Origin of the sequence: Chryseobacterium sp. CH21 (assembly GCF_004119445.1) — a bacterium.
Classification (GTDB): domain Bacteria; phylum Bacteroidota; class Bacteroidia; order Flavobacteriales; family Weeksellaceae; genus Chryseobacterium.
The window spans coordinates 1-14,095 of record NZ_QICI01000047.1; the positions used below are offsets into that span (position 1 = coordinate 1).

14 protein-coding genes and 1 pseudogene are annotated in these 14,095 nt (G+C 35.7%); 2 read left to right on the top strand and 13 right to left on the bottom strand.

The window, feature by feature from the left end:
* The first annotated feature begins 274 nt into the window (after window positions 1-274).
* On the top strand, window positions 275-643 hold the full coding sequence (locus BOQ62_RS09065; protein ID WP_129038829.1) for an iron chaperone: 369 nt from the start codon (window positions 275-277) through the stop codon (window positions 641-643).
* 42 nt (window positions 644-685) lie between these two features.
* Here the strand turns inward: BOQ62_RS09065 and BOQ62_RS09070 are convergent, their stop codons facing one another.
* The 4 genes from BOQ62_RS09070 to BOQ62_RS09085 all read right to left on the bottom strand — a co-directional run bounded on the left by BOQ62_RS09070 (window position 686) and on the right by BOQ62_RS09085 (window position 3,851).
* Complete coding sequence (locus BOQ62_RS09070; protein WP_129038831.1) at window positions 686-982, bottom strand: hypothetical protein; 297 nt, start codon at window positions 980-982, stop codon at window positions 686-688.
* Window positions 983-1,218: 236 nt separating this feature from the next.
* Complete coding sequence (locus BOQ62_RS09075; RefSeq protein ID WP_129038833.1) at window positions 1,219-1,707, bottom strand: YkgJ family cysteine cluster protein; 489 nt, start codon at window positions 1,705-1,707, stop codon at window positions 1,219-1,221.
* Window positions 1,707-2,678, bottom strand: a complete 972-nt coding sequence (locus BOQ62_RS09080) for an ion channel (protein ID WP_129038835.1) — start codon at window positions 2,676-2,678, stop codon at window positions 1,707-1,709. Before BOQ62_RS09080 ends, BOQ62_RS09075 begins: the two co-directional genes overlap by 1 nt.
* A 261-nt stretch (window positions 2,679-2,939) precedes the next feature.
* Window positions 2,940-3,851: a hypothetical protein gene (locus BOQ62_RS09085; protein ID WP_129038837.1), complete on the bottom strand. Its 912-nt coding sequence runs from the start codon at window positions 3,849-3,851 to the stop codon at window positions 2,940-2,942.
* 277 nt (window positions 3,852-4,128) lie between these two features.
* Between BOQ62_RS09085 and BOQ62_RS09090 the strand changes: the two genes are divergently transcribed.
* A complete protein-coding gene (locus BOQ62_RS09090; protein ID WP_129038839.1) occupies window positions 4,129-4,509 on the top strand; it encodes a group III truncated hemoglobin in 381 nt (126 codons plus the stop codon).
* A gap of 65 nt (window positions 4,510-4,574) precedes the next feature.
* Here the strand turns inward: BOQ62_RS09090 and BOQ62_RS09095 are convergent, their stop codons facing one another.
* The 9 genes and pseudogenes from BOQ62_RS09095 to hflX form a co-directional block, all read right to left on the bottom strand.
* A complete protein-coding gene (locus tag BOQ62_RS09095) occupies window positions 4,575-5,645 on the bottom strand; it encodes a calcium:proton antiporter (RefSeq protein ID WP_129038841.1) in 1,071 nt (356 codons plus the stop codon).
* 66 nt (window positions 5,646-5,711) lie between these two features.
* Window positions 5,712-6,050 (bottom strand): DUF6122 family protein, encoded by a 339-nt coding sequence (locus BOQ62_RS09100; protein WP_129038843.1) that lies wholly within the window; start codon window positions 6,048-6,050, stop codon window positions 5,712-5,714.
* 29 nt (window positions 6,051-6,079) lie between these two features.
* Window positions 6,080-7,096, bottom strand: coding sequence for a hypothetical protein (locus BOQ62_RS09105; protein WP_228413864.1), 1,017 nt, complete (start codon window positions 7,094-7,096; stop codon window positions 6,080-6,082).
* Between the two features lie 221 nt (window positions 7,097-7,317).
* Window positions 7,318-9,261: a hypothetical protein gene (locus BOQ62_RS09110; protein WP_228413866.1), complete on the bottom strand. Its 1,944-nt coding sequence runs from the start codon at window positions 9,259-9,261 to the stop codon at window positions 7,318-7,320.
* Between the two features lie 95 nt (window positions 9,262-9,356).
* Window positions 9,357-10,025, bottom strand: a complete 669-nt coding sequence (locus BOQ62_RS09115; protein WP_129038847.1) for a hypothetical protein — start codon at window positions 10,023-10,025, stop codon at window positions 9,357-9,359.
* A 133-nt stretch (window positions 10,026-10,158) separates the two neighbouring features.
* Window positions 10,159-10,874: pseudogene (locus BOQ62_RS24260) on the bottom strand (DNA alkylation repair protein).
* An 8-nt stretch (window positions 10,875-10,882) separates the two neighbouring features.
* The gene (locus tag BOQ62_RS09125) at window positions 10,883-12,169 is read right to left on the bottom strand and encodes a cation:proton antiporter (RefSeq protein ID WP_129038849.1); all 1,287 of its coding nucleotides are present in this window, start codon (window positions 12,167-12,169) and stop codon (window positions 10,883-10,885) included.
* A gap of 170 nt (window positions 12,170-12,339) precedes the next feature.
* On the bottom strand, window positions 12,340-12,825 hold the full coding sequence (locus tag BOQ62_RS09130; protein WP_228413868.1) for a DUF4919 domain-containing protein: 486 nt from the start codon (window positions 12,823-12,825) through the stop codon (window positions 12,340-12,342).
* Window positions 12,825-14,048, bottom strand: coding sequence for a GTPase HflX (hflX, locus tag BOQ62_RS09135; protein ID WP_129038851.1), 1,224 nt, complete (start codon window positions 14,046-14,048; stop codon window positions 12,825-12,827). Before hflX ends, BOQ62_RS09130 begins: the two co-directional genes overlap by 1 nt.
* Window positions 14,049-14,095: the final 47 nt, after the last annotated feature.

Consider the following 14,095-nt stretch of genomic DNA (forward strand, 5'->3'; position numbering starts at 1 on the left):
AAAAAGTAAACAATTTAGGATATAAAACAGCTAAAAGACGCATCGCTATGGAACTTCGGGATATGATTACCGCAATTTTAATAATATTTGCGGGGGGTGATCCTGCAAAAGTCTTCAAAACTTAAAACATAAAAATGGTCGGAAATTTCTTCCGACCATGACTAGGAAAAATCCCGGCCTTTTTTGATATAGCCTGTTCCCGGGATAATGGGAAAAAAGTAAAAAGTGAAAGGAGAAAGCGTTGCTATATGCAGCGCTTTTTTATTTTTAAATCATGAAAAACACCTTTAAAAATATTGATGAATACATTTTTCTGTTCCCGGAAGAAGTACAGGAAAAGCTGCTTGAACTGAGAAAAGCAATTCATGCTCAGGTTTCAGATCTGGAAGAATACATTGGATATCAGATGCCGGCTTTCAGATATAAAGCAAGACCTTTCATCTATTTTGCAGGATATAAAAAACATATTGGTTTCTATCCGGGTGCTGAAGGGATTAGAAATTTTGAGACAGATTTTAAGGAAAGAAAGTATAAATTTTCAAAAGGAGCTGTACAATTTCCCATCACAGAAGCTCTTCCTTTGGATTTAATTCATAAAATTGTTCAGTTTAAAAAGGAAGAGATTGAGCAAAAAAAATCCTGAAATACAAGATTCCAGGATTCCGACTAGTGTTTGCTAAAGGGCTTACTTTTTCTTCTTTTTGTCTTTCTTCTCTTCTTTAGGAGTATCAGCAGGCTTAGTAGCATCAGTAGGTGTTGTACTTACTGTTGGATCAGTTGCCGGTGAATTCTCCATTGTTGTGGCAGGTGTTTTTTCCTGGGTTTTTGAATCCGAAGGACTTGTAGTCTGTGTATTCGGTTGAGTTTGAGTTGTCGTTGTTTTATGAGTTGAGGTATCAGCTGGCTTTTGTGTTGTTGATTGTGCCGATACTGCGATTACTCCGACTAAGGTAAACGCCGCCGTTAAAAATAACTTTTTCATAATGTAATATTTAAATGATTGTTTAACTTAAACGAGGCATCATTATAAAATTATGTGTAAACAGCTTATTTAACGTACTTTATAATTATTTAAGAGGATTTTGCAAAAATAGGTTTGATTGATTTGGCCGGAAGATTAAAGCTGGAGGCTGGAAGTTTATTTCAGTGAAAATATTAACTGAGACAGCATATTATCAATACTTCCCTATCCCATCTTCCTGCTTCCATCCATGAAATCTACTTCGCAACATTCTTCATCATTTTTTCTACAAATTCGAAAGCGGCTGGGCAGATTATTGTATTTTTCAGCATCAAATTATTAATCTGGTAGATCTTCTTACGATCTGTATGAGGGTATTCACGGCAGGCTTTAGGTCTTACTTCGTAGATAGAACAGGTATTATCATCATTCAGAAAAAAACATGGAAGATTCTGCAATACCTTATCATTATCTTCATCTACTCTTAAAAACTTAGCTTCAAAATCAGCAGACTTCATCCGAAGATGTTTGGAAATACGCTCGATATCTTTTTCAGTATATAAAGGGCCTGTTGTTTTGCAGCAATTGGCACATTGTAAGCAGTCTATCTCATCAAAAACTTCCTCATGGGTTTCCTGTACTATATAATCAAGATTCTTGGGCGGTTTTTTCTTTAATCCGTCCAGAAACTTCTTGTGCTCTTTCTGCTTTTGTATAGCCTGTTTTTTATAAAAATCTAAATTCATTATTCATTATTTCTCACAAAATCCGGAATCTCTTCATTCTTGTATTCATTGATTTTATCAAGATCCAGAACGGTCGTACTATTTTCTTTACTCGGATAGTACATCGGAACAAATTTAGCCCCATAAACAATTTCTCCGGTAGTATACGAAGATCTCTGTACTACCGTATTTGAAAATACTTCATCAAATGCACGCACCTGTACAATAAGCTCAATATCCGTATTTTTAAAATCTTCCTCGGAAAAGCCATAAAACGGAGAGTTTTCATCAATTTTATGTACTACCGTCCAGTTGAGTGCCAGCGTATTGATCTTACTCATCTGTGTATCCAGCCTATAAAAATTACTTTTAGCAACACCGTTTTCTATGACTTCAATAGCTGCTGAAAGAATCACATCTGCATCCGTTAAGGCATTATTTTTATAGGGAGCAAGCCTGAACATTAATGCTGAAGAGTCCTGAAAAGGGGCAATAACAGCGATATCAGAAAATCTGAGATAGGCTCGTGGTCTTGAAAATCTTCCGTAAAAAAGTCCGGTTGCAATGGCAAAGGTAAGCAATCCCAGAAAAGCTTCAAAAGTAGCTACAAGACTAGCCAGAAAACCTACCGGAGCAATTCTTCCATACCCAACCGTAGTAAACGTCTGGGAACTGAAGAAAAAAACATCGATGAATTCATTGAGCGGATCACTTTTATCAATTCCTGTAAGGTGCTCTACTCCGATCATGTAATAGATCATCGCGAAAAGCAAATTGATCAAAATATAAGCAATAACAAGATAAGAAATGAAACGGAATGAAGAGAGGTTCAGCATAGTGTGATACCAGCTTAATCTGTTGAAAACATTTACTCCTCTCCTCTGAACATTCGGGAGGCCGTCTTTATTGATAAATCTTCCAGAGGCATTGGTTCCAAAACCACTGTTTTCCGCATTTTTCTGACGGATCTTTTTTCTGAATCCTCCTGTCATTTTTTAATCATTTTGATTGTGTTATATAATGATTCCCTTCTGCAAATAGTCCGACCGATGATCAGCTCTTCCTTTCTGTGTTATAAAAATTTAAAAAAGCAAAGTTATGTTTTTTTAGTAATCATTTCTTGACATTCATCATTCCCATAACAGATTATTTTCCCATAGACTTTTCTTCTGTTTTTATTTAAAATAACACCTATAAAAAACAGCAGAAAGCTTTGAATTTCTGCTGTTTATACAATATTGATTACAGTAGCTTTATATCGTTTCTGCAGGCGATTCCAGGACAGTAACACTTACATTGCTGACAGATTTCACAGTGCCTGACTCTCCATGTATATCTGAAAGAAAATTAGGGAAGTCTTCAATAGGGAAAGCCCTATAATAATGGCCATTGACCGGAGAAGGAAAGTTGGCCTGCAATCTTCCATTCAGTTTCATAGGCACAAAGTATTCCACAGAAGATCCTTTTAATTTTGTCAGGATAGAAATGGTCTTTTTAGAGTGTGCCGGAACAATAGTTTTGTAGGTGCTGGTTTCTGTAATTTCCTCGGAATTTTCTGTCCCCTCCGTTGTATCTCCTCCAACAACAACTTTAGTGCTTGCCGAAGCTTTTGCCACTAACGGAATATCAACAGATACTGATGCTGCCACTTCAAATGATCCTGAAACAGTACGTTTCCAGGAGGTTGAGTATCCCTTTTTGTAAGAATAGGATACTGTAATTTCGCTTTCTCTATCTCCATTATTAATAGCTTCCGTAGTATATACATTGTCTGGTAAATCTATCCCGTCGGTTTTTACCGTCACCTGAGGAGTTCCTAAAACAATAGAAACATTAGGATTAGGAGCTGTATTCCGGGCATCTCCATCTACAGAAAGATCAGGATTAAAGATAATTCCATCCGGAACCTGGCCACCATAAGCAAAAACGTTTTTCAGCCTGGTTCTTTCTCCGGAATAACTGATATCATAGCCGATATCTTTCAAATGGGTAGGCTTGAATGGGATTTCACGCTCTTCATTGGTAGAACTTTTTACATTCAGATTATTATTATCTGACAATTTAAACTCATCTACAATTTTCCAGCCTTTCTGAAGCATCTCTGCCTCTGTCAGCTGTGCCTTCTTTACATCAGCAGAATTTACCTTTGTTGAATCATCATTCATTACACTCACTTCATCTCTTGAACATGACACCGAAAACATCAATAAGAGAAACCAAAAAGAATTGATTTTTTAATCATTTTAATAATTTTTTAGTGTTTAATAATTAAATTAACAAAAATCAAGTTCTTTTAAGGTCTTTTTTTGCGAATTAATCAAATTTTAATTATTCCCAATTTTTCATTTGTTTAAATCATATTTTGTTCTAAAATGCTGTTTATATGAAATTTATCAATTTCCAGACTGGAATTTTTTATATGATTTACACTAACTTTGAACTATGAAAAAGCTTGAATCACGAGAAGATATTGAACACCTTGTCAATTCATTTTATGCAAAAGTTGTTAAAGATGAAACCATAGGTTTTTTCTTTAATGATGTCGCTAAAGTAGATTGGGAAAAACATCTTCCTAAAATGTATTCTTTTTGGGAGTCTATCCTTTTCGGACAAATGACGTACAAAGGAAACCCAATGGGTGTACACTTCCCGATCAATGAGATACAGGCTATGGAGCAGAAACATTTTGACAAATGGCTTGAACTTTGGCGTACCACTATTGAAGAAAACTTCGTAGGAGAAAACGCGGATATGGCGATCTACAAATCCGAAAACATCGCAAAGCTGATGGCATTTAAAATGGATCTTGCCAGAAGGTTATAATGTGATACGGGGAGCTGGGATGCGTGATACGAAATCCGAGATTTATCAATTAGTAATTTGCTCTTTTATGGAACAATTACCGTAAAGATATACGCTGCCAGGTTCACCAATAGTACTGTTCCATAGAGGATATTCGTTTTTCCACGGCTCAAAGAGAGCATGACGATAAATACGGATAAAGAAAGCAGGATAATGTCCTTTTTATCCAGACCCAACACTAATGGGATGTCGTACATGATACATACCGCCGAAACTGCCGGAATCGTCAGCCCGATACTTGCTAGTGCCGACCCTAACGCCAGATTCAAGCTGGATTGTATCTGATTGGCTCTCGCTGCACGGATGGCAGCCACCCCTTCAGGAAGAAGGACTACTGCGGCAATAATAACCCCAACAAGGGACTTAGGAGCGCCAACACTTTGTACCATCCCTTCTATGGTATCAGATAATCCTTTTGCCATCAATACGACAATGACAAGGCAGATTACCAGAAAAAGAAAGCTGATAAGAGTTTTCGGTAATGAAGGAATATAATGTTCTTCCGGATGCTCATCAGGAACGATGAAATAGCTTCTGTGACGCACGGTCTGCACCATCAGGAAAACTCCGTAAATAGCGAGACATGCGATGGATATAAAAATAAGCTGTGCTTCATTATAGAATGGTCCGTTGACACTTGAAGTAAAATTAGGAAGGACAAGCGTAAGTACAAGGATGGAAACAATACTTACCAGATAAGTAGTTGCTGAAGTTCTCGCGAAGAACTGCTCATGATATTTAACACCGCCTGCAAGAATACATATTCCGAGAATTCCGTTAAGAATAAGCATTACAGCGGCAAAAACCGTATCTCTGGCCAGCGTGATCGCCTGATCTCCGCCGGCAACCATCAGCGAGATAATCAATGCAACTTCAATAATGGTGATACAAAGCGCCAGGATAATGGTTCCGAAAGGTTCCCCTACTTTATGAGCCACTACTTCTGCATGATGCACTGCTGATAAAACACTTGCGATTAATAAAACACCCGCAAGGATATCATAAATAACATCAGTTCCCATTAAACCGGAAAAGTAGTATCCTACTGTCAGAATAGGAAAAATATAGGTATAATGTAAAAGTTCTTTTAGTCTCATATCGTGACTACAAAATACAAAAAATCTATGGAATTTTAAATATCAAAAGAAAATATTAATAATATTTTAATGAGGCCAAAAGTTAAAGTCTTGATAATCTGTGAACATATGAAACAAGAGCCCAATTCCAATAATTCTGATATTTCCTTTAAAAAACAGCAGCAAAAAATACACCGCAATGGCATAATAGGAATGTAAAAAATGAAAACCTATACTTCCTCGTGACGGATCAAAAATCGGGTTGGCAAAAAGATGATCCAGGTCTACCAACATCGTAGCCAGAAGAATGAAATACGTTTTCTTCCAATTTTTACGATAAAAAACAAGCGCAATGAAGAGTGGAAAAACGAGATGCAAAAAATAATGAGTAAAGGTTTTGAGCAATGCAATGTCTGATGGAGCCATTAATAGATAATTTTATTCGGGTTCTATGTTTACCATCGTAAAATTAAGGGTAATTCTCCGTTTTTTGCTTTTATTTTCACCCAATAATCCTTTGATTTATTCCCGTAGAGCACATACTCTATATCGGAAATAATTTTCTTCTCATTGCTGCTCAGCATTTTTAAAGAAGAATACAGCAGAGCGTTGTTTCTGATCAGAATATAATTTTCTTTTAGCTGAGGAGATAATATTACTGGTTTTCGGGTTGATTTTATGACAATCCCGTTATTATTTCGAGTGATTACATTGGGTTGAAAAGGAATTGCTGTAAATTGATTTTCACTGTTAATCCACTTTTTAGACTGAAAATACTTCCAGGTTGTATTGGGATCGTTACTTGTAATATCAATCGTATAATTGGGTTGGGCAATTTTTTGGAAGGTCTTTTTTTCAACTTCATTGAAATTATCGTCATATTCATAACTGATAATGGTATCGTTGACCTGCTCAAGATTTGCCGTTGTTTTCAGGTAAGAGACCCGTGAAGAATCAACTATAGTTTTATTGAAAAACCGGCTAAAGTTTCTGATATTATCTTTATCCAATTCAAGTTCCATGAAGTGGTTTGTCTTCTGGAGTTGAGAAGCTATAGCCTTAAAAACTTCGGTGTTTGAGTTGTTTTTGATTTCAATTTCATCCTTATTTAAATCAATTGAAAAGTTTTGAATCTTTTTCCCGGAAATAAATGAAATACTTCCTGCTGTATTTTGAATAAATTCATCTGCGTCCCTCATAGAATTTGAAGAAGTCTGAAGAATTTGATTTTGAATTTTTTCAAAAGCCAGGTCTGAGGTTCCCACAATACAATGATTCCCATTAATCATAACAAAAAACTGTTCTTTCTGAAAGCGGTTATTTCCTTGATCAACAAAGTTTTGTTTCTTTAAAAAACTGATGAATTTTTGTGAATCCTTCAGTTCTAGAACACTGTACCATTCGGAGAATTTAGTATCTCTAAGGTGAAAAATCTGCAAAAAATCCGGAATTCTGACCCCTGAATTCTTCAAAGAGCCGGAACTTTTACCTTTTGATTTCCCTCCAGACCAATGTGAAGGGTGTATTGCCAGGTTGAAGAGATATTGTCCTGTTAATTTCTTTACATCAATTAAAACGACTGCATCTGCATTTTCAGGGATATATCTGAGGCTTTTATTTTTATAAAAACCACGAAATACGCCGCTACAACAAACAGTAAAACTAACGGGACAATAATCTTCTTTTTGTTCATTTATAAAATTTGTGGTTTCTCTTCTTTTTCTTTTGTTTTAAAAACCTGATCGAATATATCAAAGAAATACATTAAGCTGTTTTCTGAAGAGTCTTTAATATTATAATTCATTTCAGTCTGGATACTTTCTCCTTTCACTTCTGTTTTATAATACATTTCTCCTACATTTTTTCTGATGGCATCCAGTGTTTTTCTTTCTTTTGCTGTTTTAAACTCTTTATCCAAACCTGTTAAAAGCTTCTGAATATCCAATCTTCCGGATAAAGGATATTTCGCTGAATCTTTGGCCCATTTTCTTGAAATATCAGACTGATTTACTGATAAATTATTATCGGCAGAACTCATCAGATACACCACTCCATCTTTTACGGTAAAGAACAGCTGATCAATATATCCTCCGTTTTTTTCTTCTTTAAAAGTGTAAATATTTCCTTTTTTGGAGAATCTTTTAGACAGCTTTTTATTGGTAGCAAGCATATCAAAAATACGGTTCCAATAGCCTTCATTTTCTGTTGCAAAAGCGAAAGTGAAGTTGGGAACAGCTATTTCTTTAGTTTTCTTTACTTCTTTCTCATTGAAATCTGCATCGTATTCGTAATCGGTGTATTCTACTGTTTTGGATTTTAATTCATTCAAAACAAAAATTCCGTTTCCGGGTGCAATTTTGGTAATGGCTTCTTCGTCAAGAACAATTTTCATGGTTTCCATGATAAGTTCCATCTCTTTTTTGTACTCATTTTCTCCGGAATTCTGAAGAAGGCTGTACATCATGTCGAAACATTTTGCCCCATTCACATTCATGGCATAATAACCAACACTTTTTTCATTGATGAGTTCAAGCAGTTTTTTGTTTTTCTTCCCTTTATAAATAGCAGAAATATTCTTTTGAATGTCTTGATTTTTATGCTGATAATTATTCACCAGCCTTACTTTGTCTTTATCAAAATACAGGTTGTAAGAATAATTAGAATCATACATATTTTTGAAAAACTGCCCATAGCTATAGAACTTCGTCATCTTACCATAGATCCCATCATTTACAATTCTACCATAATCTGTATAAACAAAGACATCCGAGTTCGCATCTCTGAATTTCAGCATTTCTTTAGGAACTTCAATTTCTAAATTTGAACTGAAATACAGATCAAAGCGGTCTTCTGCATTCTTTTTTACTACTTTGAAGTTTTCTCTGCGGATAGAATCCTGCTCTTTTTTGTAAGCTTTATCTTCTTCCTCGTCGTAGGCGTAACCATCATTAGGCATTTCTTCTCCATTTTCAGAATTCTCGGCACTTTCCTTTTCTTCAGGATATTTATGGTGTTTCTGCAGATACTTGATATCCTTCTGAATTCTTGCAATCTCGTTGTTATTGTCTTTAATGCTTTCTTTCAGATACTTAATATCATCTTTAAGGTTTTTGATTTCTTCTTTATAATCAAAAGGTTTTTCCGGCTCATCGGTATAAGCACTGTCTCCGGCGTCTACTGCAACGCTGTCTACAGCTACAGCAGTACTGTCTGCAACAGCTTCCGTGGTCCAAAGATCTTTATAAGGTTTAGTATAGCTTATCATGCTAAGAACTGCACGGCTTCCGTTCCACGCCACAAAAACATCATCATTAATATCTACATAAGAATAGTTTTTTCTGCTGGAAACTTCCTGTCCTTTTTTCTTTACAGAATTAATGAACTCCTGGAATTTCTCTTTATTATCAATAATGAAATGCGTGTTGTACGTCTTAATAGAGTCATTAAAGCTTGCGTAATGATACTGAACAGCATCGTATTTGATTCCTGTTTTGGAATAATCTGTCCATGAAGGCGCTTCCTTGCTTTTTTTGCTTAGCTCATGAAGCAAAGGATTCAGTTTATTCCAGTTAATTTTATTGTTAAGCTGTTTCCCGTTTACTTCCATATAAAATACGGCGTCAGACGGTATTTTCATACTATTTTGGGCAAAAACCAGTGTAAAACCAAAGAGTACAAAAATAATTTTTTGTGTTTTTAATAAGATAGATTTCATGACTATAGTTTAGAAATTTATTGAAAAAGAATTGTGTTCTGAATTTGTTTTTTCTGAAGGATAAGATCCAGGATATCAGCCTCCAGTTTAAGCGCTTTTTTATTGGGAGAAAGTACGTAGGTATTATTCGTTTGTGATTTCACGCTGCTCTCGAATTGCATTATGGAAGTATATTTTGCACCATTAAAAACTTCCTTGTCTGCCTTGCTCATCTTATCGTAATCTGCTTTGAAGGTATTGACTTTATTCCTTGTCAATGCCTTTTTTTCAAGATTCTGGCTGTACACTTGTGTGGGAACCATTTTACCCAATATATTCTGAGCTTTCAGTTTCTCCAGACCAGCATTAATATTTTCAATTTTTTTGAAATTACAGCTCAGTTTAATGATATAATTATCAAAATCCATGGATGTTTTCACATTGCTGATTCCGGGAGTTCCTTTGAAAATTTTTGCAGCTTCATTGATTTTATTTTCAATTTCGGCCTTTTTGGGAACTTTTTTCCCGTTAATTGTTTCCATTTTAGAGATGGAAGCCAGTCTTGTTTTGCTCTTGCTAGCATTAAGAATAATGGTATATTCTCCTGTTCCGTCAGCCTTTACATTCACTTTATCAAGGATATCGAAACAGCTTGTAAGGAACAGCAAAGGAATACATAAAAGAAATAATCTGAGACAATTTTTCATGATTTGTTTTAAAGCCACAAAATTACTCAATTTTGGCCTTAAATCCTTATCATCTTTGACTTTTTGGGCATAAATAGCTGTTTCCCGGTACTTTTTTAGGGGAAAATACGGTACGATTTCCGTATACTATTTTTTAAACACGTCCTTTCAGATAATTCTGACGAAGATCTTCATCCAGCTTTTCAATAGCATATCGAAGACAGGTTCTTGGCATTTCTTTGTAATACTTGTTCAGATAACTGATGAGTTCGCCTTCATTTTTATTTCCCATTTCCCTTAATAACCAGCCATTTGCTTTATGCATCAGATCATGGGGATGTTTCAGATTTCTGGTTACAAACTCTTTGGTAAGATCAAATGATCCCTTTTTTATGTAATGCATGGTCCCAACAACCGCTATTCTCTTATGCCACATTTCTTCAGATTCCGAAAGTTCTCTAAGAAGGCTTTCTTTCTGATTTTCAAAAGTATATCTACCCAAAATCTTATAACAGGTGGAGTCTACCAAATCCCAGTTGTTCACATAAGGAAGGTGATTAAGGTAAAAAGTGACTACTTCTTCTCTTACCGCTTTATCTTTTGTTTTTCAAACTTTGAAATCAACATAAAAAGAGCTGTCAGTCTGTGTTCGTGGTATTTTGAAGAAAGCAATATACTGAGATCTTTTAAACTGATTTTCGAGTAATATTCTTTGGCAACAGAGCGCTGATCCGGAACTGTTACGCCCAGAAACAAATCGCCTTCGCCATACTCCCCTTTTCCTGTCTTGAAAAATCTGGGAAAGAATTCTGCCTTTTCAGGAATGGATAGAACAGCCAGTGATTCCTGTATTTCTTTAACAATACTCATATGGCAATTTAAGCGTTTTCTTCTACAGCAATATTTTCCTGCTCTTCCTCTTCTTTCGCTATCTTCTTAGGGTTGGCTACTTTGGCAATGGTAAGCCCCTGAACAATAATGGAAAATACAACAACACAGTAGGTAATACTTAAAATAATTTCGCTGTATTCACTTTTGGGAATAGACATGGCCAATGCAATGGAAACCCCTCCACGGATTCCTCCCCAAACCAGAACTTTTACCGTCTGCGGGCTGAAACTTCTTCTGAGTGAGGTAAATTTTGTAGGTCCCCAGATGGAAATAAATCTTGCAAACAGAACAACCACAATGGCAGCTAGCCCTGGAATCATGAAATGTCTGAGATCTTTAATCATTAAAAGTTCAAATCCGATGAACAGGAATAAAACGGCATTCAGAATTTCATCAATCAATTCCCAGAATTTAATCAGATAATCCTGAGTCACCGATTTCATTTTGAAACTTCTATTAAAGTTCCCCATAAATAATCCTGCCGCTACCATTGTCAACGGCCCTGAAATATGCATCTGACGGGCAATAAGATAACCTCCCATCACCACAGAAAGCGTTACCAATACGGAAATAATATAATCATCCACTTCACGCATCAATCTTGAAGTAACCCAACCTAGAAGAACTCCGAGTAAAAGACCACCTCCTGCTTCTTTAAGCAACAGCAATCCGATGGTTTCAACACTCAAATCCACTTCTTTTCCAACAGCCAGCTGTAAAATTACTGTAAATACCACAACCGCCATACCGTCATTGAAAAGGGATTCGCCGGCGACTTTTGTTTCCAGTGATTTTGATACATTCGCCTGTTTCAGTACACTCAAAACCGCTACCGGATCAGTAGGAGAAATCAACGCTCCGAAAACAAGACAGTAGATAAATGGAAGCTTAACTCCCACATAAGGAAGAAGATAAAACATTCCAAACCCTACTACAAAAGTAGAAATCACAACCCCTACCGTGGAAAATATTACTACAGGTCTAAACTGTTCTTTCAGATCATTAATATTAATATGAATTCCTCCTGCAAAGAGAAGGAAATTAAGCATAGCTCCCATCAAAACCTCCGTAAAATCGATACCATTCATCAGTTTGTGAAGATGTCCGAAAGTTCTTGGAAGTACTGTTTCTCCGAACATTACTAAAAAAATAGAAACCACAATGGCGATAACCATAATTCCGATGGTGCTCGGAAGTTTTAAAAACCTGTAATTAAGATAGGCAAATATTGATGCTAATACGATTAATGCTGAAAATGAATAATATAATTCCACTAAGTGTTTTTTATTTTAAGATTAATTGGTTAGTTCCAAATAAAGTATTCTGATATAAATCTTCTTCCCATCCTTTTCCCAGATATCATACATACTATCTTTCATTGCTTTTGAGCTTCTTGTATAATCTTGTCCTATATTCAGGATATTCAGCAGAATGTATTCGTCTCCTACAGAATTGACGATATAGGCTGTTTTTCAGACGCTCCGTCTCCTGAGCTTTTTATCCCATCCGTAAGTGCTCTAAACTGGTTCAGGTGATGCATAAAATTATTTCCATCCTTTACAGAATCATAGGCTCTGAGCAGGATCAGTAGAATATCGAGGTTGGTAGGATCTTTATCATACAACTCCTTTCCCTGTTTGATGCAGTCAGCAAAATTGTTCTGCTTAAAGGCATCTACAAGATTCTTAAAGCTGTCTTCTGATGTGCTTATTTTATCACTTCTATAGTTTCTTCCGTAGTAGAGATATTGAGATTCTATACTGTCCAAAGACTTTGGATATCCTTTATACTTGAAAATAAGTTTCTCGTAATTATATGGAGAATCTGAGCTTTTAAGACTTTTCTCAATAGCTTTTAAGTCAATTTTTGATTTCTGGCTAAACCCAAAAACCGAAAAAAGTATGAATAAAAGGAAAAAGGGGTACTTCATTAATTATTGCTTTCTTCTTCATCGTTATCGAAATATTCGAAAAGGAAGTCGTTGTATGGAAATCTGGATATATGAATTTTCATAACCTCGTCATAGATCATTTTCTTCATTTCCGGGAAATTTTCCTTCGTTAATGCAGAAATGAAAACCGTTGGATATTTTGATTTTGCCATCCAGGTTTTTTTCCATTCTTCCAGAGAGATATTTTTACGGGTAGAAGGCGTAAGATCATCCTCATCTTTTTTCTCATAGCTGAAATCATCAATTTTATTGAAAACCATAATCATTGGTTTCTGATGGGCATCAATCTCCATAAGAATCTGATTAACAGACTCTATATGATCTTCAAAGCTTTCATGAGAAATATCTACTACATGGATCAAAAGATCAGCTTCACGTACTTCATCCAAAGTAGATTTGAATGATTCCACCAGCTGAGTCGGTAATTTTCTGATAAATCCAACGGTATCTGTAAGAAGGAAAGGTAAATTTCCGATTACTACTTTCCTTACGGTAGTATCAAGGGTTGCAAATAATTTATTTTCAGCAAAAACTTCAGATTTCGAAATAGAATTCATCAAAGTAGATTTTCCTACGTTGGTATAACCTACCAAAGCAGCACGAACTACTTTTCCACGGTTATTACGTTGAGTAGCCATCTGCTTGTCAATTGTCTTCAGTTTATCTTTCAATAACGTGATCCTGTCACGGATAATACGACGGTCAGTTTCAATTTCCGTTTCACCGGGACCTCTCATACCAATTCCTCCTTTCTGACGCTCAAGGTGGGTCCACATTCTTGTCAGTCTTGGTAAAAGATACTGATATTGTGCTAATTCTACCTGAGTTCTTGCATACGAAGTTTGTGCTCTCTGGGCAAAAATATCAAGAATAAGATTGGTACGATCCAAAATCTTAACTTCCATATCTCTTTCCAGGTTTTTAAGCTGTGAAGGAGAGAGTTCATCATCGAAAATTACAGTTCCGATCTCATTTTCTTTTACATATTCTTTTATCTCAATTGCTTTTCCACTTCCGATAAAGGTTTTGGAATCCGGCTGAGTCAGTTTTTGAGTAAAACGCTTTTGTACGGTAGCTCCGGCGGTGAAAGCTAAAAACTCAAGTTCATCTAAATACTCCGTCAGTTTTTCTTCGTCTTGATTTTGAGTAATAACACCCACTAAGACTGCTTTCTCATAGTTATGTTCTTTCTTGTCTAACATTAAGTTCTGTCTATGTTTATGATTTTTACAAGTTAATATTTTTCAGA